Consider the following 23,672-nt stretch of genomic DNA (forward strand, 5'->3'; position numbering starts at 1 on the left):
GAGGGTCACCCCGCTGGCCGGCGCGCTGAGCGCCGCGCCGCGGAAGCCCCAGCCGCCGCTTGGCGCAGCGGCTGGAAGCCCCGCCGCAGGACTTGCGGCGGGTATGGCTTCGCCGGCGGGCGGGCGCCGCCGGCTCGGGAAGGCCGCAGCGGTGCTGGACGCTGCGGCGGAGCTGCTGCGCCGCGAGTCGGCCATGGCCTCGGCCGCGCGCAGCCTAGCGGCACGGGCGGCGGATCTCGCCGGCGGCCGATTCACGCTGGCGCTGTTCGGAGCGTTCAGCGCCGGCAAGTCCTCCTTCGCCAATGCACTGTTGGGCCAAGAGGTGCTGCCTGTGTCGCCTCACCCTGCCACAGCAGCGGTGAACCGCATCTTGGCCCCGGAAGGAGACTTCCTTCACGCCAGTGCGGTGGTCACCATGAAGAGTGCGGAGGATTTCTGGGAGGATATCCTCCATTCCTTCAGCGTGCTGCAGCTTGCCGAACCGCAGCCGGAGAGCTGGATTAGCAGCGCTGCGAACCTTGAAGTCAGCGGGCTCCATCCTTCGGCATTGCCGCATGCCGGATTTCTGCGGGCAGCCGCGGCAGGCTGGAAGGAGTCCGGACCCTTGCTCGGAAGCGTCCGCACGGTCGATCTGCAGGAATACCGGCTGTTAGTTGCCGAAGAGACGCGCGCCTGCTTCATTCAGGGAATAGATCTTTATTACGACTGTCCTCTAACGGCCAGCGGTATCGTGCTGGTGGATACGCCTGGGGCAGATTCACTCCATGCACGTCATACGGGAGTAACCTTTGGTTATATGAAGAGTGCCGACGCGATATGTTTTGTGACCTATTACAATCATGCGTTTTCCAAGGCGGATAGAGGCCTGCTCACCCAATTGGGCCGGATCAAAGACAGCTTTGCGCTGGATAAAATGTTCTTTATTATCAATGCTTCCGATCTGGCCTCGGATGAGGAAGAGCTGCAGGAGGTTCAGCGGCATGTCGCGCAGAATCTTCGCGTTGGAGGTCTGACTGCACCGCAAATGTACTCTCTCTCCAGCCTACTTGCCCTGGAAGGGAAGACGACAAATAATCAGGAGATCTATGAAGCTTCCCGGTTCAGCAGTTTCGAGCAGGCACTTGCCCAATTCGCTGGCGGAGAGCTGCCGAAGCTGGCATTGGCAGGAGCCAGAGATAGCCTAAGCACCGTCCGGCGCAGGACGGAGGAGTGGCAGGAGAAGGCGCGTCAGGCGGCAGGTAAGCGTGAAGTGCAAATGAGGGAGCTGCAAGAGCAGCGGAGCCAGGCAGAACGACGATTGGTTCAACTGGTCTCTGAGGAGCGGCCGCGCCGGGACTTGCGCCGGGAAGGTGAGGAGTTGCTGTATCATGTCCGTCAGCGGATCTCCTTCTCTTTCGGCCAATTCTATCAGGAATCGTTCCATCCCTCTCTGCTCCGTGAAGACGGCGGTCATCTGAAGGATATCTTTACAGCTTGCGGAAGAGAGCTGGAACGGACGATCCAGCGTGAGCTGGAGCAGGAGCTGTGGGCCACCACGCTCCGTCTGGAGGCTGCCGGACGCCGTCTGGTGCACTCAGCCGCCATCGCTGCCGCTGAAGAATTATCCATACCCGCAGAAGAGCTTCAGTTCCTTCAGAATGATAAAGAGCCTTGGCCAGCCCCGGTCAAGCTGGAAGTCAGACTGGAGCCGCTGGATTGGTCAGCGCTGTGGAGCCGCTTCAAATCACCGCGCCATTTCTTCGAAGGGACTGGCCGTAATGAAGTCAGAGCGGGTGCGGAGCCCGGGATGAAGGAAGCCGTGGCCGCGGCGGCTGAAGGACAGGAAAGCTTGTTGCTTGAATTCTACGTAGGAAGCCTGGACACCGCGTTCTCCAGGGTGGTGAAGGTGCTGCGTGAGAATCTGTCCGAGCGGGAAGCAGCGATCACAGAACTCCTGGAAGGGGGTGATTCTGCAGAGCACTGGAGCCATCTTAGCAGCGAACTCCTGCAACTCGAACAAGCTTTGGGCGATATCGTGGACAACAATCTGTGAAGTTTGTAGGAAAATGTCGAAGAAAACTTGCATTCTGACTGAGGATGGAAGAAAATAAAGAAGCCTGAAAATTTACAATTTGAACTGCATCGTTTACAGAAACATAGAACGCAGCATTCAAATTGCCGAAAGAGGTTGGAATCGACAATGTGGGGAGCTCCTTTTTCAGCCCGAAGCCGTAAGCTGTTGCTCTTGGGCAGCGGGGAATTGGGCAAGGAAGTCATTATCGAAGCTCAGCGCCTTGGCGTAGAGACCGTAGCTGTGGATCGTTATGCAGATGCACCCGCCATGGGAGTGGCTCATCGTTCCCATGTCATTGATATGCTTGATGCGGATGCACTGAAAAAGCTGATTCGTGACGAGAAGCCGGATCTGATTGTTCCGGAGATCGAAGCGATTGCTACACATGCGCTGCAGGAGCTGGAGCAAGAAGGGTTCTTCGTAGTTCCTACTGCACGTGCAGCCCGCCTGACTATGGACCGGGAAGGCATTCGCCGGCTAGCCGCCGAGGAGCTTGGCCTACCTACAGCAGCCTACCGCTTCGCGAATAGTCTGGACGAGCTGCGGCAGGCCATAGAGATCCTGGGCACCCCATGTGTAATAAAGCCGATCATGAGTTCTTCCGGCAAAGGGCAAAGCGTCTGCAGGAAGCCCGAGGATGCTGAGAACTGCTGGAATACGGCATTGGAAGGTGCACGTGCCAAAGGAACTAGAGTCATTGTAGAAGCCTTTGTGACCTTCGAGAGCGAGATCACATTACTCACCGTACGTTCAGTCAGTGGTACAGTATTCTGTCCTCCGATCGGACATATCCAGAAGGACGGCGACTATGTGGAGTCCTGGCAGCCTCATCAGATGAGTTCGGCTGAGTGGGCCGAGGCTCAAGAAATCGCCCGTGCCGTAACAGACCAGCTGGGCGGGTATGGAATTTTCGGCGTGGAATTGTTTCTTACGGATCATGGTGTATTGTTCAGTGAAGTCTCGCCTAGACCGCATGATACCGGCATGGTTACCATGATTACACAGGATTTATCAGAATTTGCTCTGCATGTCAGAGCCATTCTTGGATTTCCGCTCGACTCGGTGCAATTGCTGTCACCGGGCGCATCAGCAACATTGAAGGCAGACACAGCCGGACAAGCTTTTAGAATAACCGGTATTGGTGAGGCGCTGGCGCTTCCCCGTACTCAGATTCGGGTGTTCGGCAAACCGGAGATCCGCCCTGGACGGCGGATGGCCGTAGCGTTAAGTGCAGCGGAAGATGTGGAAATCGCGCGGACGGCGGCCAAACAGGCAGCGTCTATGCTAAAAGTGGAGGTAATTGAGGATGAACAGTAGTACTCAGGAGCAAGTACTGCAGATTCGCAAATGCGGCTTGAATGATCTGGAGAGAGTGACAGCCCTTCTGCGGGAATTCGGCTATCCGACAACGCTTAGCGTGATGAAAGAAAGAATGGAAGACATGGAGACGGATCCTTTCCACTGCACACTCGTCGCAGAACTGGATAATGAAGTTGTGGGAATGATTGGACTACGGAAGGTAAGATCCTATTACAAGCATGCAGACTGTATTATGGAGATAACCGCATTGATCGTAGCAGAGGAGCTTAGAGGCAACGGTCTTGGCAAAAGACTGGTGGCTTCAGCAGAGGATTGGGCACGCCAGCAAGGATGCTGTCAGCTTTTCCTTAGAAGCGGCAATCGGGTGGAGCGTTCGCCGGCACATGCGTTTTACCGTCATATCGGATTCGAGAAAACTGCCGGCTACCGCTTCAACAAATCATTGCTATAGACCCATACGCACCAATCATCCCCATCCCGGTTCAAGCGGGATGGTTTTTTTTGCCTGTTGTTCTGTTAATTAGTTCCATGGCTCTATACGCGTATGTATTCTTTAGATTACCTTCACAAATCCACCTTCCCTAACTTAACCATAGATTGAGCCGTTCGAATCATATAGAATGGTGTAGAGTGACATAAACCTGATTCAAAGAGGGATGAAGTATGTATAAATTGATTCTGGCAGAAGACGAAGAAGAGGTTAGAGAAGGAATTATCGCACAGATCGACTGGGAGCACTACGGGTTTGAGGTTGTAGATCAGGCAGAGAACGGACGGGAAGCCGCGGATTCTATTGACCGGCTGATGCCGGATGTCGTCGTAACTGATATCCAGATGCCCTTTATGAACGGGTTGCAGTTGGCGGAGTGGATTCGCAGCCGTCATCCCAATACGAAAATAATTATTCTGACCGGATATGATGAATTCGAATACGCCCAGAAGGCGATCAAGCTGCAAATAGATGAATATCTCTTAAAGCCGTTTTCTGCTCAGGAGCTGATTGACGTTCTGCTTAAGGTAAGGTCAGGGATAGAGGCTGAGATTGCCGAGAAGGAGAATGTATTTTTGCTCAGCGAGCATTACCGCAAAAGTCTGCCGGTGCTCCGTGAGCAGTTTCTCTCCTCGCTGGTCTCCCGCAGACTTCCAGCCGCTGAGATTGCCGGGAAGAGTTCGGAATACGGCATTGAATTAGACGGTGAGCTGTTTCAGGCTTCTGTGATCCGCGTGGATTATATCCGCGAAGGTGCAGGAGAGGCTATAACCGGCAAAAAGCCGTTATCGCTCAGAGATACGGGTGAACGTAATCTTCAACTGTTCGCTGTACTGAATATTGCTGAAGAAATATGCCAAAGACATGGATTCGGTAAAGTATTCATCTACCGCGATGATGTGGTGCTCCTCTCACTCAGCGAAGATAGGGATGAAGCCGTCATTACCGGAAGAACCTATGCGATTCTCGAAGAAATCCGCCAGAACGTGCAGCGTTATCTTAAGCTGACTGTGACAGCGGGTTCCGGTACGGCCTGCAAATCCCCTTCACTCCTGTCCCATTCGTTCCACGATGCGCTACAGGCGCTGGATTACCGTCAAATCCTCGGGAATAATAGAGTAATCTGGATCGAAGATGTGGAATCCCGGGTAGGACGCATGCTGGCGTATGACGAGCTGACCCAGCAGTCGCTGACCCGCACCATCAAGCTGGGCACCCTTCAGGAATTGAAGGAGGTAGTGGACGAGCTGTTTGAAGGATTGGATGCGGCCCAGGTGAGCACGCAGGAGTATCAGATTTTTCTTCTGGAAGTGATCACTACGATTCTTAGGGTGGCCAAGGAATCAGGCAGTGAGATGAGTGATTTTAGCGGCTTAGGATTCTCTTCCCTAACGGAGATTCAGAAGTTTAATAATATGGGTGAAGCCAAAGAATGGATAATCGGTGTGTGCAGCCGGCTTATGGATTCCATAGCGTCAGAGCGGCAGTCCAGTTACAGACAGCTAGTAGACCAGGCCAAGGACTATATCCGCAGCCATTATGAGGAGTCCGATATATCGATCGGCAGAGTCTGCCAGCATTTGCATATCAGTACCGGCTATTTCAGCAGTATTTTCAAGAAAGAAATGAAGATGACTTTTGTCAGCTACCTGCTGCAGATCCGGCTGGAAGCAGCTAAGGAGCTGTTGCGCTCGACAGAGCTTAAGGCCTTTGAAATCGCTGAAAAAATCGGTTTTGCCGATCCGAACTATTTCAGCTTCTGCTTTCGCAAGAAATACGGTCAATCACCAAAAGAGTACAAAAACAGCTCCCGGGGAGGATAAGCCATGAATAAACCGAAGGCTTATTTTTTTCCGCTTCGCCCGCAGCCGCACAAGAAGGGGAAGCTTCGTTGGTCCTCCAAGCTGCGGAGTATCCAGCTCATTATTACACTTACCTTTACGGCGGTCACTGTGCTCGTTGCAGTGATCGTTAGTTTTATGCTGTACAACAAATTTGCCACAACCGCCGAGAATAATGCCAATATGAACATGCAGCAGATTATCGAGCAGGTGAATTATAACCTGGAGCTGTATGTTAAAGGGATGGGGAGTATTTTTGAAACAGCGGAGAAGCAGATTACAGCCAGCCCTTCGATTGATTCTCCCTTGCTTGCTGAGCGGATGGATACCCTGATGAGCAGCCGTGAGGATCTCGTCTCGGTGGCGGTGTTCACACCGCAGGGAAAATATGTAGTCGGGACTCCGGGCCAGAGCATGCGGCTCAATACCCAGCTGCAAAGTCAAAGCTGGTTCACTTCTGCGAACAAAAACCCGCAGATTTCCTACTCTCCCCCCCATATCCAGAATTTGTTCAAGGGACGGTATACCTGGGTGGTCTCTATCAGTAAAAAGATTGAATACAAAGAAAACGGGCTGGCCAAAACCGGCGTTTTGCTGATCGATTTCAACTTCCGTACGATAGATCAGCTCAGCAGACAGGTTAAGCTAGGCAATAGAGGTTACGCTTACATCCTTGATCCCCAAGGCAACATTGTATACCACCCGCAGCAGCAGCTGATTTATGCCGGGTTGAAGTATGAGAATGTAGAGCCAGTACTGGCGTATGAATACCGCAGCTATCTGGATGAATCGACAGGAGAGAAACGGTTTATCACGGTACGTACACTGGCTCAGACAGGCTGGAAGATCGTCGGTGTGGCCTATTATGATGAGATTGTAACCACCAAACGCGATTTGAACCATTTTTTGATCTGGTTTCTGGGCTTCGTTATCTTCGGTGTAATCGTGTTATCCATCTCCTTGTCCTGGCTGATTGCCAGTCCCATCCGCAAGCTGGAACGGACAGTCAAGCTGGTTGGCGAAGGGGATCTGAACTCGCCTATCGATGTCAGCGGCCCTTACGAGGTGGAACAGTTGTCCAGGCGCTTTAACTTGATGCTGCAGCGGATCAGACAGTTAATGGACCAGATTATCTACGAGCAGGAGACCAAGCGCAAAGGTGAGCTTGAAGTTCTGCAATCCCAGATCAACCCCCATTTTCTATATAACACGCTTAATTCGGTAATCCGGCTCGCGGAACGCGGTAAAACAGATGAAGTGGTCACAATGATCCAGTCCCTGTCGAAATTTTTCCGCATCAGCCTAAGCAAAGGGAAAAATATGATTACTATGCAGGAGGAGCTCGATCATATCCGGCATTACCTGGTTATTCAGAGCTTTCGCTTTAAGAATAGATTCCGTTATGAGATTAAAGCGCAGGATGAGGTCCTGCCTTGCCAGACGATCAAGCTGATTCTGCAGCCTATTGTTGAGAACGCTCTTTACCATGGTATCGAGATGATGCCTGATGAAGGTCTGATTACGATTACAGCGGAATTGCAGGAAGGTCTGATAGTTATCCGGATCAGCGACAATGGGCTTGGCATGAATCCAGAGACACTAAAAACGATTCTGAGCGGAGGCAAAAGCAGCGGGGGTTCAGGTGTAGGTGTCCGGAATGTGAATGAACGGATCGGACTTGTCTATGGACGTGAATTCGGGCTTACCTTTGAGAGTGAGATTGAAGAGGGTACTACGGTTACGATCATCTTTCCTGCGGTCCGGGCCCAGGAGGGTCTAGAAGAAGGAAAGGAGGAATCCGTATGATGAGAGGCTTACGCATAGGGGTGATTTTGCTGATATGTGCGGTGTTGGGGGTTACGGTTACCTCCTGCCTGGGTACTTCTCCGGCCTATATCAGCACTGCCAAAACACGCAACGTGCACATGATTGTAAAAATGAACAGAGGCGATTACTGGAACACCGTGAAGCTGGGCGCAGAGGCCGCTGCGAAGGAGTTCAATGTGAAGCTGACCTTTAAGGCCCCGGATTCCGAGAGCGACATTGACGAGCAAATCACGATGGTGAAGGACTCCATCAAGCAGAAGGCGGATGTGATTATCCTTGCAGCGAGCAGTTATATGGGGCTTGCACAGGTTGTGGACCAGGCAGAATATTATAAGATTCCGGTCATTTCGGTAGATGCAGAGGTAGGTTCAGCCAAGGTGAAATCCTATGTAGGCTCAAACGGCTATGAGGCCGGGCAGAAATCTGCAGAAAGGCTGATTGAGCTTTTGAATGGCTACGGGGAGGTTGGAATTATTAATTTCACCAATTCCAGCGGAAATCAAGCTCCCTCTGGAACAATTGATTATGGCGCACGGGATGCGAATGAACGGGAAATGGGTTTTTTGAACTATGCAGCACGTTTTCCTGATGTCAGGGTCGTGCAGATTTCCTATACTTCATCCAATACCAGCGAAGCGGAACAACTGACCCGGGATATGCTGCTGAAGCACCCTGACCTCCGCGGAATTGCTACTCTGAATGAAACGGCCTCTCAGGGGGCAGGCAAAGTGATCCAGGAACTGGGCTACAGCAAGTTGAAGATGGTCGCCTTCGACAGTTCTCCGTCAATGATGGAGCTGCTGCAGAATGGTACGGTTCAGGCAACAGTTATCCAGAATCCCTTCAGTAACGGATATTTGGCTGTGAAATATGCCGTGGAAGCCGCTGAGGGCATTAATGTGCCTGAGCGTGTCGATACAGGTACCAAACTAATTGATCTGGAGAACATGCTATGGCCGGAGAACCAGAAATTATTATTTCCTTTTGTCCGGTAGATCGCTTACATCATTAGAATTTTTATAAAAGTGAGTAGGATTTTATATTCGCAACCGCTTTCACGTCGGGCATAATAAGGATGTACCCGGGACACACCGGGCAAACTAAAAAGAAACATTATCAGGAGGTCAAATAATTATGAAAAAAATCACTTCCGTTCTACTCGCTAGTGCTTTGCTGGGGGCTGCACTTGCAGGCTGCGGCGGTAACAACAATGCAAAAACCGAGAATACAGGCAATGCTGCAAAAGCAACTAACAGTGCAAACTCCGGTGCTGCTGGTGAGACTCCAAAAGTCGGCGTGGCCATCTACAAATTTGATGATACATTCATGACTGGTGTCCGCAACGCAATCGACACAGCTGCCAAAGGCATCGCTACTGTAGACATCGTAGACAGCCAGAACTCACAGCCTACACAGAATGACAAGGTGGACCTGTTCATCACCAAGAAATACGACGGCATGCTGATCAACCCGGTTGACCGTACAGCAGCAGGCGTAATCATCGATAAAGCCAAAACAGCAGACATTCCGGTAGTGTTCCTGAACCGTGAACCTCTTCCTGAAGATATGAAGAAATGGGACAAAGTATACTACGTTGGCGCTAAGGCTGAAGAGTCCGGCACCATGTCCGGCCAGCTGATTGTAGACTACTGGAAGGCTCATCCGGAAGCTGACAAGAACAAAGACGGCGTGCTCCAATATGTAATGCTGAAAGGCGAACCTGGACACCAGGATGCTGAGCTTCGTACAACCTACTCCATCCAGGCCATTGAAGATGCAGGCATCAAGGTAGAGAAACTGGCTGAAGATACTGCAATGTGGGATCGTGTAAAAGGACAAGAAAAAATGGCTGCCTTCCTCGGCTCCCATGGTGACAAGATTGAAGCCGTTCTTGCCAACAACGATGATATGGCCCTCGGTGCGATCGAAGCTCTGAAAGCTGCCGGTTACTTCACTGGCGACAAGTATATGCCGGTTGTAGGTGTAGATGCGACTGCACCAGCAGTTCAAGCCCTGCAAGACGGAACCATGCTCGGTACAGTGTTGAATGATGCCAACAACCAAGGTAAAGCTGCTATAACACTGGCTGCATTGCTGGCTAAAGGCGAAACACCTACCAAAGAAAATGTAGGCTTTGATATCACAGACAATCAATATGTATGGATTTCCTACAAAAAAATCACTAAAGACAATGTAGCTGACGCTAAATAAAGCTTGATACAAATAAATCCGGGGAGTGTTTATTTGCTCCCCGGAATTCCTTTCGGGTAGGGAGCAGGATGGAACCGCTGTGCCTCTCATGGAAAAAGAAAAAAAGCGTAGGGGGCGTAACAACATGGCAAAAACTGAATTTTTGCTGGAAATGAACAATATTACCAAAGAATTTCCCGGCGTTAAGGCGCTGGACGGCGTGAGCCTAAAGGTTCGACCGGGTTCGGTCCATGCACTGATGGGCGAGAACGGTGCGGGCAAGTCCACACTCATGAAATGTTTGTTTGGGATCTATTCGCCGGATGCCGGTGAGATTTACCTGGATGGTGAAAAGGCTAATATCACGAACTCCAATGATGCTTTGGGTCTCGGAATCTCTATGATACATCAGGAGCTGCATCCTGTGCCGTTCCGCAATGTAATGGAGAATATCTGGCTGGGGCGTTTTCCGACAAAAGGGTTCGGACCGATTCAGTTCATTGACCACAAGAAAATGTTTACGGATACTGAGAATCTTTTCAAGGATCTGGATATCGACCTGAATCCCGAGACCCTTGTAGGCAAATTGTCTGTATCCAAAATCCAATCTATCGAAATCGCCAAAGCCGTCTCTTTTCATTCACGCGTTATCGTTATGGATGAACCTACCTCCTCGTTGACCAGTGTGGAAGTGGAGCATTTATTCCGGATTATCCGGGATCTGCAAAAAAGAGGCGTAGCCATTATTTATATATCCCACAAAATGGAAGAAATCCTCGAGATTTCTGATGAAGTGACGATCATGCGTGACGGCAAAAAAATCGGAACCTGGCCTTCGGCAGAGCTGACAACGGATCTGATTATTTCCAGAATGGTCGGCCGTGACCTCACGAACCGGTTCCCTGAACGCACCAACGTTCCCGGTGAAGTTTTCCTGAAGGTGGAAGGGCTTACTTCCCCTGAACCGAGATCGTTCAAGGATGTATCCTTCGAGCTCAGACGCGGTGAGATTCTGGGTGTCGGCGGATTGGTCGGCGCACAGCGTACGGAGGTTATAGAGGCCTTGTTCGGACTCCGTGCAATAAAATCCGGAAGCATCTCCATTGCTGGCAAAAAGGTTAATATTCAGTCGCCGCAGGATGCCAAAAAACACGGGCTGGCGCTGCTTACCGAAGAACGGCGTGTAACGGGGATTTTCCCAGTGTTGTCCGTTCACGAGAATGGGGCTATTGCCAATCTGGACCGTTATCAGACGCCTTATCTGCTGCTTGACGGCAAGAAGAAAAAAGTTGAAGTTGATAAGATGATTGAAAAGCTGCGCACCAAGACACCAACCACCAAAACACAGATCATGAATTTGTCTGGCGGTAACCAGCAAAAGGTTCTGCTGGCCAGATGGCTGTTAACCGAGCCTGAAGTGCTGCTGCTGGATGAACCCACCCGCGGAATTGATGTCGGGGCCAAATTCGAGATTTATTCAATCATTGCCGATTTGGCGAAGCAGGGCAAAAGCATCATCATGATCTCATCGGAAATGCCGGAGCTGCTCGGGATGTCCGACCGTGTAATGGTCATGTCGGAAGGCAAGCTTACAGGAATACTAGAAGGCGAGCAGGCTACGGAAACCGAAGTTATGCGTCTCGCTGCACAGCATTAAGGGGGAAACTACTAATGAACGTTAAAAAAGCGCAATCCTTTGTCACTCAAAACGCGATCTATATCGTACTCGTCCTGCTGATTATGGGTATTATCATCTATGAGCCAAGCTTCATGTCTGTCAATACTCTGCGTGATGTACTGATTCAATCATCCACACGCGTTATTATTGCCCTGGGTGTGGCCTTTATACTGATCACGGCCGGAACGGACTTGTCCGCAGGCCGGGTTGTAGGATTCACGGCGGTTATCTCTGCTTCTATGCTGCAGATACCTGATTATTCACGCCGGTTCTTCCCTGATCTGCCGCAAGTGCAGGTATGGCTTCCTATCCTGATCGCTATCGTTGCCGGTCTCCTATGTGGTCTCGTGAACGGGATTATTGTCTCCAAGCTAAATGTTCCACCATTCATCGCTACACTGGGTACGATGTTGATTGTATACGGTTTGAACTCTCTGTACTTTGATATGGACCCGAACCAATCGCAGCCGATCGGCGGTCTGCGTCCTGACTTCACCAAAATAGGTTCTGGCTTTATTGGTAGCGGGAAGTACTCTCTACCGTATATCGTAATCATAGCCTTGATAGTCGCCGCCATTGTCTGGGTGCTGTTCAACAAAACCAAGCTTGGCAAAAACATGTACGCTATCGGCGGCAACATGCAGGCTGCTAAGGTATCCGGGATCAACGTATCCAAGAACCTGATCTACATCTACGCTATCGCGGGTGCCCTGTACGGTCTGGCTGGTGTACTTGAGGCTGCCAGAACAGGCGGCGCTACCAACAACTATGGTAACATGTACGAGCTTGACGCTATCGCGGCTTGCGTAGTCGGCGGCGTATCCACTACAGGCGGTATCGGTACGGTACCGGGCGTTCTGGTCGGTGTTATTATCTTCACCCTGATCAACTACGGTCTAACTTTTATCGGCATCAGCCCTTACTACCAACTGATTATCAAAGGTCTGATCATCATTGCGGCTGTATCGTTTGATATGCGGAAATATTCGTCGAAGAAGTAAGCGAAACTGTGAGGGAAAGCGTTGTGGGAGAGAGTTGAAGATAAAGTGCCTGAGGTGATTGGGGCGTGACTGCTGGTAGTGTTTGGGCTTCCGATCGCTGTTATCCTCTGATTTCCTGATTTGAACCGCTATTAGCGGTAGAAATCCGAGGATAAAGGCGAGCACTTCGTTTCTCCAGCTCCAAACCTCCCCTCCGCCACTTGCATCACCTTAGGTAGTTCCCCTCCCTGCTTCGTGAGGGGGAGAGGCAATATAAAAAGCGTTTGCTGGGTAACCGGCAAACGCTTTTTGGCATTTATGAAGTTACAAGTTACTTCAAAAAGAAGAATTAGGAATACGATTTCTCGGAGCCTCTTTAGTTGGCTAAGTGGAAAAAGTATCACTAATTAGATCAAATATCCTTTTCTCCACAGGCTAAGTGGAAAAAGTATCTCTATTCTAGCTCATTTCGTCCCTTGTAGGGGAATCTCGCCGGATTAAGTTTCCTTTTTCCACCTAAACCCTCAACATTGCTGTTTTCGGCGGGATTAAGTTCACTTTTTCCACTTCATAGTTGAGTGGAGCCCAGTTTGTTCTTATCTAGAACTCCATAAACCTTTGGAACCGCCGTATGCGGACTCGCATGCATCATTTCCATTTCAATAGTTAGCAGTATTATAAGTTGATCAAATGGGATTTTTGGTGCTTTCGGAAAATTCCTGCCTTTACTATTAGCTAAATCAATAATTTCATTCTCAACTAAACCAATAATCAAAGGTTGTGCTTTTTCCGCTTCCGCATACTCTTAAACTGTCGAGGATTGTACAATCTTGAAATGTTTTTCTTTCTCTTCTTATTTCTTTAAAGTCCCCGTCTGGTTTGATACGAATCAAAGTGATTTTCAGGTTATTTGATAGGGGGTTCAAAATAAAGAACTGCTCCAAAGCCAATGCTACAGCTTTGGGCAGTTCCTTTAAATGGTTATAAGGCTACTTCAATCCCAATATGCGAATAAGAGGCGAAGTCGAACAAACCCCGGTCTGTCAACTTAAGCGCGGGAATGACCGGCAGGGCCAGGAAGGACAGGGTCAGGAACGGATTGAAGTTGTCCGGGGCACCGATCTCGCGCATAGCGGCGTACAGCTGCTTCATCTCGGTATATACCTGTTCGTAGCTCTGCTCAGACAGGAGTCCTGCCACCGGAAGCGGCAGAGAGGCTAGAATTGTGCCGCCAGATACTACAGTCAGCCCGCCATTCATGGCTTCGATGTGGCGGATGGCGGTAAGCAGCTCCTGATCGGAGACACCAGCGGCGATGATGTTATGCGAATCGTGGGCTACGCTTGCGGCGATGGCACCTTTGGAGAACTGGAAACCTTTTACGATACCCAGACCGATATTCCCGGTACGGTTATGCCTTTCCACGACAGCCAGTTTGAGCTGATCCTGCTCGATCGAAGGGGCGAAGAATCCATCCTGCACCTGAACCTGCTCCTGGAGATGGCGGGTCACGATGGAATTCGGAATAATCCCGATCACATTGCAGTTGCCGGATTGCAGAGGGATTGCCAAATCCCCGATCTCCATATTGGCCAGGCGGCAGCTCTCGGCGATTGAATGTTGAACCTCGGCTCTTTGATTTTCTGTGAAAACTCCTTGTACCAGCGTTCCATCGTCAACAACACATTCACCGTGCTTAAAGACCTGAGTGATGGAGAGTGAATTCAGATCGTCCAGCACCACCATATCCGCCCGGTATCCCGGCCCAATGGCTCCCCTGTCCTGAAGCCCGAAGCATTCTGCTGTGTTCAGCGTTGCCATTTGGATGGCTGTGATGGGATCAAGACCTTTGCTGATGGCGAGCCGGATGTTGTGGTCCACGCTACCTTCTTCCAGCAGATCATCGATTAATTTATCGTCGGTAACGAAAAGGCAGCGTCTGGCATTCTTTGCCGTGACGGCAGGTAGAAGGGCCTCCAGGTCCTTGGCTGCGGTTCCTTCGCGGATCATCAGATACAGGCCCAGGTCAAGGCGCTGCCTGGCCTCTTCCGCATTGATGCATTCATGATCTGTCCGGATGCCTGCAGAACGGAAGATATTCAGATCTTCCCGGCTAATCCCGGCTGCATGCCCGTCGATCTGTTTCCCATGGTCCAGTGCACCGGCCAGTTTATCCAACATCGCTGGTTCAGGTCCAGCCAGGGCGGGGAAATCCATCACTTCTGCGAGTCCCAGAACCATGGGGTCCGCATACAAAGGATTGAGGTCAGCGGCCTCTAATTGGGCAGCACAGCTCTCAAACTTTGTTGCCGGCACACAGGAGGGAAGCATGACGTAAATATCCACCGGCAGGTCCCTGGAGCGCTCCAGCATGTAATTAATGCCCTCTACCCCGGATACGCTGCCGATTTCATGAGGATCGGTGACTACTGCCGTTACTCCATGCTGAAGCACGACCTTGGCGAACTCCTGGGGCGTGAGCATAGAACTCTCAATGTGTACATGCCCGTCGATCAGGCCGGGAATAATCCATTTACCGGCCGCATCTGCCGTACGTTTGCCTTCATACGAGCCAATGCCTGCGATATATCCATCCACAATCGCAATATCGCCCTCCATAAGCTCACCAGTGAATACATTGACTATGGTTCCGCCTTTGATTACGAGATCCGCCGGGATTTGCTTGCCTGCCACCTGAATACGTCTGGAGAGCAAGGACTTCGTACTGTAGCTCATAGAATTCACTCCCTTTTCTGAATATAAGGTACGCCAAAAATCCTGATCGCAAAAAAATGCACACCGGCATTTTTTTGTAATCAGGATTTTACGGTTCCTGGTAGAGACCCTCGGCCCATATCGCCGAAGTTATACAACAATGTTATGTCTATAGTATGCGAGGACGCTATGATTTTCAAGATCACACTACATGTCATATAGAATGTGCCTGGTTAGGCACATTAATCCGCCCCCGCCCATATCCTGTAATCATAAGGTTTGGGCAAAGGGGAGCGAATGGATGCTGAGGATCAAATTGAATGAGCTGGGAGCAGTAGGGGACAACAGCCTTATCCAGACAGAAGTATGGCGGTGGGACGGAATCGGCTGGAACGAGTGTATCTCCCGGCAGGAAGAGGATTTCATCCTTGCGGATGAAGATGTGTTCGTAACGATCCCTGCAGTAGAGGGTTTATACCGGGTAGACTATATCCGCCAACCTCTAGAACAGCAGTGGGTTCATCCAGAAGCAGAGGAGCATACACTACGGGCAGATCTGCTGCATCCTGCGCCTTTCAAGCTGAGAGTGGGCACGCTCTGGGGCTATATTAATAATGAGGGCCGTACAGTCATCGAGCCCAGATACGATTATGCCGAGGAATTTCAGCCGAACGGGCTGGCTATCGTGCAGCGTAAGAACGGCAGCGGGCTGATCGACAGCACCGGCAAGGAAAAGGTAAAGCCCGTCTATTCCTTTATTGCCCCCTTTTCCGAAGGCCGGGCGGTAGTCTCCGATGCAAAAGGGTATACCCTGATTGATGAAAAAGGCAAAGAGGTAACCTCTGCACGGGCTGACTATTTGAATTCGCTGCATGAAGGACGGGCGCTTTTTTCCAGACAGAGCAACACTGGCACTGCCAAATATGGCTATTGGGATGCGCAGGGGAAAGAAGTTCTTCCAGCCGTCTATGAGGATGCTGGCGATTTCAATGGCGGAACTGCACTTGTCAAAATGAAAGACGGAGAGTTCGCGCTGATCGATCCGCAGGGAACTGTATTACATTCGTATCACTATCCGTTTGTCGGGTATCCGGGAGACGGTCTGCTCCCCTTCCAGGGGGAAGTCAACGGCAAATACGGCTATCTCCGCACGGATGGAACTATAGCCATACAGTCGCAATTTACCGCTGCCCTTCCTTTTTCCGGGGGAAGAGCGGTCATCAATACAGCTGCGGATTACGGCAATGCCTACGGCCTGATTGATACGAAGGGACAACAGATCATCCCGGCCACTTATTACGTCGTGCTACAGCTTGGCGAGGATCGCGTTGCACTCGGAACCCCGCTGGACGCTGCCCGGCCTTACATCGGGTCTCGTTATGTTATCGCAGATGCGGTAACTGGCAGGATTCTCAGTAATCATCCTCTGCTCGGTGTGAACAATTATCAGAATGGCCTGGCGTCTGTATATGATGACAAGGAGACCTATTTTATAGATAAAAGCGGCAAAAAAGCCGCCCAGCCTCCTGTTATCCCTGGTGCCGGCACTTTGTCATTCAGCGGCAGTCTGATCCGGGCGGATGTCGATCTACGCACGTCTTATTATGACCGCCGGGGCAAACAGGTATGGAGACAAAATAGTGTGATTCCGCTCCGGCCGCCGTATTCCGTACTTGAGAAAAAATATAAGCCAAATAAAGACTATCTGGTCTATTATCCGGTGGTGGAAGGCATCGCCATTACGGATGTGTCCAGAGCAGTGAACGACAAGCTGCGAAGCCTATCTCTGGCCGAGGGTGTAAGTACAGGCGGCGCGTCTCAAGATTTCAGCTATACCGGTGATTTTAACGTGTCCTTCTTCCGTAAAAATCTCCTGGTTCTGGAGCTGAACGGTTATCGCTTCCCATTCGGAGCGGCACACGGGATGCCAACAAAAATCTATACGCATATTAATCTGCGGAACGGTAAATTTTACAAGCTGGGTGATTTGTTCAAGCCTGGCAGCAAATATGTGCAGAAGCTAAGTGATATTGTCGGCAGGCAGATTGCTAACGATCCCCAGTATTCTTATGTATTCCCCGATACCTATAAGGGCATTACCGCTGACCAGCCGTTTTATGTGGATGAGGAGGCACTTTATCTCTATTTTGCACCATATGAGATTGCTCCTTATGCTGCTGGATTCCCTACATTCCGTATTCCTTATGCAGAGATTATGGGCCTCATCTCAATCGAGGGGGAATTCTGGCAGTCTTATCATTAAGAGGGACGCTGCCCCGTTACAATATATAATGAAAGAAAATTAAATTTAAAATATCTGCGGCCGTTCCGGAAGGAACGGCTTAGCCATATCCACTGGGTGCTCAGGCTAATCAGGCGCTAAATGGGACAAGCAGTGCTGGAATCTATTATTATCCAGAATTTAGAAGCGCACGGCAAATAGATTTATGTTACAATGACTGAGGAACAAATTACAATTTTGTAACATATGATTCAAATGGCTTTTGGCGGAAGACAACCTTACAACAAGAACAGAACAAGGAGATGGCAGAATGAAGAGCAAGACTTTAAGAGCAGTAATTGGTGGAAGTGTAGCGGCTGTTATGGCGCTTAGCCTCACTCTTCCATTACAAGCAAGTGCAGCCTCACAAACTCAGACAGTCACCATAAAGACCACTAACTTCGCACAATTCATGGATTACCTTGAACAATATGGCGCTAACGGATGGTTATTTGACGGTTCCACCATAACGATCACGAAGCTTCAGCCTGTGCCTGCTAAGCCGGCAGCGGCTGCTCCATCAGCTACAGCAAAGCCTGCTGTTACACCAGCACCCGCGGTTCAGCCTGTAAAGCCAGCGGTGACACCAGCGCCAACAGCAAAACCCGTAGCAACGCCTGCACCAACAGCTGCACCTGTGGCAACAGCCAAACCTGTAGCAACAGCGGCACCTGCAGTTGCAACTACAACCGGTACGGCTGCATTCACTCAGCAGATTGTAACACTAGTCAATAAGGAACGCGCAGCAGCCGGACTTTCGCCTGTAACCGCATTGGCGAGCCTTAACAAAGTAGCAGCAGCCAAAGCCACAGACATGCGTTCGAACCAATACTTTTCCCACACGTCTCCTACGTACGGATCACCTTTTGACATGATGTCTTCTTTTGGGGTGAGCTACCAGTATGCAGGTGAAAACATCGCCATGGGACAGAAAACACCTCAGGAAGTCATGACTGCCTGGATGAACAGCACCGGACACCGGGCTAACATTCTAAGTGCCAATTTCAATTATATTGGCGTTGGTTACGACAATAACTACTGGGTACAAGAATTCATCGGCAAATAAACAACAACCCTTGCATGGTGTAACCGTTATTCATTCTCTCTTATGAAGAACTGCGGCGCCTGCAGCAGTATACCGTTCTCCGGATTAGCCGGGGAGCGGTTTTTATTTGCAAATTGTACATAGAAGAATTATGTTTATCTACATAGTTAAGAAGTTTGTAAAATGTGGAACAATACAGAATAGAACGGCATACGGAGGGATAGCATTGAACGATTCCAGATGGACCTGGCGGGCAGTCAGCCTGATTTCCATAGCAGCTACCATTCTTTTAATCGTCGGGTTTGTATATGCGGTAAAAGATGTTCTGTACCCGAAAGGAGAGGCCACGCTGACCGTTCTCCCGGAACAGACCGCTGCCCCGGCCTCATCAGCCGGAGAAGCCATCCGAATAGTAGCATTAGGCGATTCCCTGGCTAAGGGAACAGGAGACAATGAAGGCAGCGGCTACGTGAAGCGTACGTTAGACGGGTTAACAGCAAAAGGAAGTAAGACGAATCTGATCGGCAACATGGGGATCAACGGTTTGACAACAGCAGGACTCTTGAGCAAGCTGGATCAGGAGGGTGTGAAGTATACGCTTCGCCAATCTAACGTGATTCTGGTGTCTATTGGCGGGAATGACCTTTTCAGGGGATCTGATCTTTTGGGAAGCGGAAGTGAAGGCCAGCAAATTGCAACACCGGATACGGAAAGTCCGGAAATTGGAAGCATGGATACTGATGCTGATGCAAGTGCAGATGTTGGTATCGCAGATGGAGCTAAAGAATTAACTCCTGCCTCCCTGCTGGCAGCCTTGCCTGAAGCAGCTAAAAGGCTTAATACCATTCTCGAACGCATTACACAGATTAATCCTGAGGCGCAGATCTATTATCTGGGGCTTTACAATCCTTTTGGAGATGTTCCTGAACTGCTGGTGCCCGGGAATCAGGCGGTGACGGCCTGGAATAATGCCGCAATGGATATTATTAATAAGCACTCTAACATGACTCTTGTGCCGACCTTTGATTTGTTCAACCGGCACTTGGATAAGTACCTGTCAAGCGATCATTTTCATCCGAATGGTGACGGTTACCAGCGGATAAGCGAGCGGGTTGTGCAGGCAGTGCGTTAAGTCTGGTCATTAGTAAACAGGACTAATAAGTCAGCTGAAGGGAGCTGCGAGAAGAATGACAACAGACCCAAGAGACGGCTCCGGAACGGTAGTGCTGTCTGTCAACGGTGTCCGCAAAAAGATAGGGCGTAAATGGATTATTGATGACGTAACCTTTGATGTGCGCGAAGGTGAAATATTTGGTTTTCTCGGTCCGAACGGAGCCGGCAAAACAACAACCATCCGCATGCTGGTAGATTTGATCCGGCCAAGCGAAGGGCAAATTACCGTGTGCGGCTACAACGTGAACCGTGAACCTGAAAAAGCATTGCAATATGTCGGCTCCATTGTGGAGAATCCGGAGGTATATACCTACCTGACCGGATGGGAGAACCTGCAGCATTTTGCCCGGATGCAGCCGGGAGTGGGTAAGGACCGTATCGCTGAGGTAGTAGATATCGTCCGGCTGGACCAGAGGATACATGACAAGGTAAGCACGTATTCACTGGGCATGCGCCAGCGCCTGGGGATAGCCCAGGCCCTTCTGGGACGTCCCCGGCTTCTAATCCTGGACGAGCCAACGAACGGGCTGGATCCCAAAGGGATCAAGGAGCTTCGTGAATTTATCCGCCGCCTGGCCGATGAAGGTCTAGCTGTATTTGTCTCCAGCCACCTGCTGAGCGAAATTCAGCTGCTCTGTGACCGGGTGGCCATTATCAGCAAAGGACGTGTGCTCGCCGTAGGCGGAGTGGATGATCTGGTTGCCCAGAGTTCACCATATGTGCTGTGGGAACTGGAGCCGCTAAGCAGAGCAAGAGAGGTCCTTGGCGGCCGCCCGGATATTTCACTCATGGAGATGGATGAAGTGACTCTGGATGATTCCATTATCGCCGGGATGGGGGCGAATTCTCTGATCACCGTGATGGAGGAGGATTTGATTCCGGAGATTGTAGCCGTACTGGTTACAGATGAGGTGGAAGTAAGAGCCGTGCATAAAATCAACCCCACACTGGAACAGCTATTCTTGAAGCTAACGGAAGGTGAGACTATTGACTAGCCTGATGCCGCTCATCCGTAATGAGTGCCTGAAGATTATTAAAAAGAAACGTTTCTATATTATTTTGCTCATTCTGCTTGTGCTGGTGCCTATGTTTACATACGCGCAGATGCGGATTGCCGAGCGCAGCCGGGATAAGTTCAACTCGGACTGGAGGCTTGAGATTCAGCAGCAGATCATAGACAATCAGAATTCACTCGGCAGTGACCGGATCCCCGAGGAATGGAAGTCTTACCGGAAAATTTTTGTCCAGCAGCTGCAATATTATCTGGATCATGATGTGAATCCGAATGAGCCCAGCGGAGTAACCTTCACCCGTGAGTTTCTGGACAATTCGGTAACCTTGTTTATTCCGCTCCTGATCATGGCTGTAGCCTCCGATCTGGTCTCTGGAGAACGCACCACAGGTACCATCAAAATGCTGCTGACCCGCCCGGTAAAACGCTGGAAGGTGCTGTTCAGCAAAATGGCGGCACTGCTGATGTTTGTCTCACTGATTGTGCTCTCGACTTTTTTGATCAGCTATCTGGTGTCGGGTCTGGCTTTTGGCTATAAAGGATTTAATGTCCCTGTCTTTACAGGTTTTCAGCTGAATGGAGATACAGTCAATATGTCTACCGTGCATGCGGTGCCGCAATGGAAATATATACTGATGCAGGGCGGACTGATCTGGTTCGTGAGTGTAGTTGTTGCGCTTCTGGCATTCATGGTATCAGTGCTCGTACGCAGCACAGCCGCAAGTATTGTTGTGATGATGGCGGCGCTGATTGCCGGCACTATATTGACAAATATGGCTTCAGCCTGGACTACGGCAAAATATTTATTCATGGTCAACCTGGGCCTGACCGGATATTTGTCCGGATCGCCCGCCCCTATTGAGGGGATGACACTATCTTTTTCTATGGGTGTACTGGCCGTTTGGGGAATTCTTTCGGTGATCATTTCATTCACCGTCTTTACGAAACGGGATATTTTGAATTAGAATGTACAAAGTGAACGAAAACGTTTGTTTGCATTTCGCAGATAGAGAAAGAAGGAGGAGCATGAATGCTCGAACAGATCGATATGTTTGCAAAAGTCTCTAAGAACGGCGATACCGCCCGGACTGGATACGATGCTGACGACATTCAGGTGCTCGAAGGTCTGGTTGCAGTACGCAAACGGCCCGGCATGTATATCGGCAGTACGAGTTCCTCGGGACTGCACCATCTGGTATGGGAAATCGTAGATAACGCCGTAGATGAGCATTTGGCCAAGTTTTGCTCCAAAATCGATATTACACTTCGCAAGGACGGTTCGGTGACCGTACTCGACAATGGACGCGGAATACCGACCGGCATGCACAAGACAGGAGTGCCTACACCGCAGGTAGTTTTTACTATTCTGCACGCGGGGGGCAAGTTCGGAGGCTCTGGCTACAAGAAATCCGGCGGTCTGCACGGCGTGGGAGCTTCGGTGACCAATGCTTTGTCCGAGTGGCTGGAAGTAGAAATATACCGGGATGGCAAGATTCACCGGCAGCGGTTTGAATATTGGGTGGACAAAAAGGGCAAAGAGCATGTCGGTGAGCCCGTGACCGGACTTGAGGTTATGGGAAATACGAATAAGACCGGATCGAAGATCACCTTCAAGCCGGATATTCGTGTCTTTCCGAACGGAATTGCCCTGAACTATGACACACTGGCGGAACGGGTACAGGAGATTGCGTTTCTGAACTCCGGCCTGCGCATTAATCTGACAGATGAGCGGAGCGGCCGGCAGGATGAATACTTTTATGAAGGCGGAGCGAGCCAATTCGTACAGTTCCTCAACGAGGGCAAGGATGTATTGCATGATGTGATCCATTTCAGCTCGGAAAAGGATGATATTGAGGTTGAGATTGCCTTACAATACAATGCCGGATATACAGAAACGATTGCTTCCTTCGTGAACTCCATTCCTACCCGCAGCGGCGGCACGCATGAGACAGGCTTCAAGACAGCCTATACCCGTGTTCTGAATGATTATGCCCGCCGTACACAGCTGCTCAAGGAAAAGGACAAGAACCTAGAGGGTAATGATCTGCGCGAAGGCATGATGGCCGTAATCAGTGTTAAGATGTCCGAGGTAGAATTCGTCGGCCAGACGAAGGACCAGCTCGGCAGCGCATCGGCCCGAAGTGCTGTCGATTATATTGTATCCGAGAATATGGCGCGTTTTCTGGAAGAAAACCCGCAGGTGGCACAGAGCCTCCTGAAGAAGTCGATTCAGGCCTCCAAAGCACGGGAAGCTGCGCGTAAGGCCCGCGATGAAATTCGCAGCGGCAAGAAACGCAGTGAAAGCTCGAACCTGGGCGGCAAACTGTCGCCTGCACAGTCCAAGGATGTAACGCGTACAGAATTGTTCATCGTCGAAGGCGATTCTGCCGGTGGTTCAGCCAAACAGGGACGGGATTCCAAGATTCAGGCGATCCTGCCTTTGAAAGGGAAACCGATGAATTCTGAGAAAGCCAAGCTGCTGGATGTCCTCAAGAACGACGAATTCAAGGCTATCATTTCCACTATCGGTGCAGGAATCGGGCCGGAATTTGCCGTAGAAGACAGCAATTATTCCAAGATTATTATCATGACCGATGCTGATACTGACGGGGCGCATATACAGGTCCTGTTGCTGACCTTTTTCTACCGTTATATGAAGCCGCTGATTGATGCCGGCAAAGTCTTTATTGCTCAGCCGCCGCTGTACAAGCTTACGCGCAAATCGGGTAAGCTGGAGACGGTACGTTATGCCTGGAGCGACGAGGAGCTGGCGAACTACCTGAAGGAATTTGGCAAGAACTTCGAGCTGCAGCGCTACAAAGGACTTGGCGAGATGAACCCGGATCAGCTGTGGGAAACCACGATGAATCCGGACTCACGCAATCTGCTTCAAGTGCAGATCGAAGATGCCGCCAAGGCAGAGCGCCGCGTATCCACGCTGATGGGTGACAAGGTCGACCCGCGTAAGCGCTGGATCGTGGAGAATGTCGATTTCACGGAGATAGAGGAATAGCAGAAATTTCTGTCGGAATTGCGCATTTCTGTGTGCTTTGTCCGTTCCGCGCTG

General features: G+C 50.5%; 17 protein-coding genes and 1 riboswitch. Of the genes, 15 read left to right on the forward strand and 2 right to left on the reverse strand.

What is annotated here, in order from left to right; genetic code table 11:
• The 9 genes from ACAN54_RS00005 to mglC all read left to right on the forward strand — a co-directional run.
• Positions 1–2,032 (forward strand): dynamin family protein (locus tag ACAN54_RS00005; RefSeq protein WP_379150642.1); only part of this gene is annotated, 2,032 nt, incomplete at its 5' end.
• Between the two features lie 147 nt (positions 2,033–2,179).
• A complete protein-coding gene (gene purT / locus ACAN54_RS00010; RefSeq protein WP_379154055.1) occupies positions 2,180–3,370 on the forward strand; it encodes a formate-dependent phosphoribosylglycinamide formyltransferase in 1,191 nt (396 codons plus the stop codon).
• Positions 3,360–3,824, forward strand: a complete 465-nt coding sequence (locus ACAN54_RS00015) for a GNAT family N-acetyltransferase (protein ID WP_379150645.1) — start codon at positions 3,360–3,362, stop codon at positions 3,822–3,824. Before purT ends, ACAN54_RS00015 begins: the two co-directional genes overlap by 11 nt.
• Positions 3,825–4,036: 212 nt before the next feature.
• Positions 4,037–5,686 carry a response regulator gene (locus tag ACAN54_RS00020; protein ID WP_379150649.1) on the forward strand — a complete coding sequence of 550 codons (1,650 nt, stop codon included), beginning with the start codon at positions 4,037–4,039 and terminating at the stop codon, positions 5,684–5,686.
• 3 nt (positions 5,687–5,689) lie between these two features.
• Positions 5,690–7,510, forward strand: coding sequence for a sensor histidine kinase (locus tag ACAN54_RS00025; protein ID WP_379150652.1), 1,821 nt, complete (start codon positions 5,690–5,692; stop codon positions 7,508–7,510).
• The gene (locus ACAN54_RS00030) at positions 7,507–8,526 is read left to right on the forward strand and encodes a substrate-binding domain-containing protein (RefSeq protein WP_379150656.1); all 1,020 of its coding nucleotides are present in this window, start codon (positions 7,507–7,509) and stop codon (positions 8,524–8,526) included. The genes ACAN54_RS00025 and ACAN54_RS00030 overlap by 4 nt, the downstream gene beginning before the upstream one ends.
• 139 nt (positions 8,527–8,665) lie before the next feature.
• Positions 8,666–9,742, forward strand: coding sequence for a galactose ABC transporter substrate-binding protein (locus tag ACAN54_RS00035; RefSeq protein ID WP_379150659.1), 1,077 nt, complete (start codon positions 8,666–8,668; stop codon positions 9,740–9,742).
• A 124-nt stretch (positions 9,743–9,866) separates the two neighbouring features.
• Positions 9,867–11,378, forward strand: a complete 1,512-nt coding sequence (locus tag ACAN54_RS00040; RefSeq protein WP_379150662.1) for a sugar ABC transporter ATP-binding protein — start codon at positions 9,867–9,869, stop codon at positions 11,376–11,378.
• A gap of 14 nt (positions 11,379–11,392) precedes the next feature.
• On the forward strand, positions 11,393–12,400 hold the full coding sequence (mglC, locus tag ACAN54_RS00045; RefSeq protein WP_379150665.1) for a galactose/methyl galactoside ABC transporter permease MglC: 1,008 nt from the start codon (positions 11,393–11,395) through the stop codon (positions 12,398–12,400).
• A gap of 547 nt (positions 12,401–12,947) precedes the next feature.
• On the opposite strand, the gene ACAN54_RS00050 is transcribed toward mglC, so the two are convergent.
• Positions 12,948–13,154 carry a hypothetical protein gene (locus tag ACAN54_RS00050; protein WP_379150670.1) on the reverse strand — a complete coding sequence of 69 codons (207 nt, stop codon included), beginning with the start codon at positions 13,152–13,154 and terminating at the stop codon, positions 12,948–12,950.
• 206 nt (positions 13,155–13,360) lie between these two features.
• Positions 13,361–15,115: an adenine deaminase gene (ade, locus tag ACAN54_RS00055; protein WP_379150673.1), complete on the reverse strand. Its 1,755-nt coding sequence runs from the start codon at positions 15,113–15,115 to the stop codon at positions 13,361–13,363.
• Between the two features lie 57 nt (positions 15,116–15,172).
• Positions 15,173–15,272: riboswitch (purine riboswitch) on the reverse strand.
• Between the two features lie 123 nt (positions 15,273–15,395).
• Here ade and ACAN54_RS00060 point away from each other — a divergent pair.
• From ACAN54_RS00060 to parE, 6 genes are all read left to right on the forward strand, one after another.
• A complete protein-coding gene (locus tag ACAN54_RS00060; protein WP_379150675.1) occupies positions 15,396–17,357 on the forward strand; it encodes a WG repeat-containing protein in 1,962 nt (653 codons plus the stop codon).
• Positions 17,358–17,646: 289 nt separating this feature from the next.
• The gene (locus ACAN54_RS00065) at positions 17,647–18,441 is read left to right on the forward strand and encodes a CAP domain-containing protein (protein WP_379150678.1); all 795 of its coding nucleotides are present in this window, start codon (positions 17,647–17,649) and stop codon (positions 18,439–18,441) included.
• Between the two features lie 205 nt (positions 18,442–18,646).
• A complete protein-coding gene (locus tag ACAN54_RS00070; RefSeq protein WP_379150681.1) occupies positions 18,647–19,552 on the forward strand; it encodes a GDSL-type esterase/lipase family protein in 906 nt (301 codons plus the stop codon).
• A 55-nt stretch (positions 19,553–19,607) separates the two neighbouring features.
• Entirely contained in the window at positions 19,608–20,588 is a 981-nt protein-coding gene (locus ACAN54_RS00075) for an ABC transporter ATP-binding protein (protein WP_379150685.1), read from the forward strand.
• Positions 20,589–20,592: 4 nt separating this feature from the next.
• The gene (locus ACAN54_RS00080; protein ID WP_379154057.1) at positions 20,593–21,570 is read left to right on the forward strand and encodes an ABC transporter permease; all 978 of its coding nucleotides are present in this window, start codon (positions 20,593–20,595) and stop codon (positions 21,568–21,570) included.
• Between the two features lie 65 nt (positions 21,571–21,635).
• A complete protein-coding gene (gene parE, locus ACAN54_RS00085; protein ID WP_379150688.1) occupies positions 21,636–23,618 on the forward strand; it encodes a DNA topoisomerase IV subunit B in 1,983 nt (660 codons plus the stop codon).
• Positions 23,619–23,672: the final 54 nt, after the last annotated feature.

The sequence above is a fragment of the Paenibacillus diazotrophicus genome, assembly GCF_042610465.1.

What these genes read in the sequence shown, in the direction of transcription:
- ACAN54_RS00015 (WP_379150645.1), top strand. Translation starts at nt 3,360, where the DNA reads ATGAACAGTAGTACTCAGGAGCAAGTACTGCAGATTCGCAAATGCGGC.
- ACAN54_RS00060 (WP_379150675.1), top strand. Translation starts at nt 15,396, where the DNA reads ATGCTGAGGATCAAATTGAATGAGCTGGGAGCAGTAGGGGACAACAGC.
- ACAN54_RS00075 (WP_379150685.1), top strand. Translation starts at nt 19,608, where the DNA reads ATGACAACAGACCCAAGAGACGGCTCCGGAACGGTAGTGCTGTCTGTC.
- ACAN54_RS00040 (WP_379150662.1), top strand. Translation starts at nt 9,867, where the DNA reads ATGGCAAAAACTGAATTTTTGCTGGAAATGAACAATATTACCAAAGAA.
- ACAN54_RS00025 (WP_379150652.1), top strand. Translation starts at nt 5,690, where the DNA reads ATGAATAAACCGAAGGCTTATTTTTTTCCGCTTCGCCCGCAGCCGCAC.
- parE (WP_379150688.1), top strand. Translation starts at nt 21,636, where the DNA reads ATGCTCGAACAGATCGATATGTTTGCAAAAGTCTCTAAGAACGGCGAT.
- ACAN54_RS00065 (WP_379150678.1), top strand. Translation starts at nt 17,647, where the DNA reads ATGAAGAGCAAGACTTTAAGAGCAGTAATTGGTGGAAGTGTAGCGGCT.
- ACAN54_RS00035 (WP_379150659.1), top strand. Translation starts at nt 8,666, where the DNA reads ATGAAAAAAATCACTTCCGTTCTACTCGCTAGTGCTTTGCTGGGGGCT.
- ACAN54_RS00020 (WP_379150649.1), top strand. Translation starts at nt 4,037, where the DNA reads ATGTATAAATTGATTCTGGCAGAAGACGAAGAAGAGGTTAGAGAAGGA.
- purT (WP_379154055.1), top strand. Translation starts at nt 2,180, where the DNA reads ATGTGGGGAGCTCCTTTTTCAGCCCGAAGCCGTAAGCTGTTGCTCTTG.
- ACAN54_RS00080 (WP_379154057.1), top strand. Translation starts at nt 20,593, where the DNA reads ATGCCGCTCATCCGTAATGAGTGCCTGAAGATTATTAAAAAGAAACGT.
- ACAN54_RS00030 (WP_379150656.1), top strand. Translation starts at nt 7,507, where the DNA reads ATGATGAGAGGCTTACGCATAGGGGTGATTTTGCTGATATGTGCGGTG.
- ade (WP_379150673.1), bottom strand. Translation starts at nt 15,115, where the DNA reads ATGAGCTACAGTACGAAGTCCTTGCTCTCCAGACGTATTCAGGTGGCA.
- mglC (WP_379150665.1), top strand. Translation starts at nt 11,393, where the DNA reads ATGAACGTTAAAAAAGCGCAATCCTTTGTCACTCAAAACGCGATCTAT.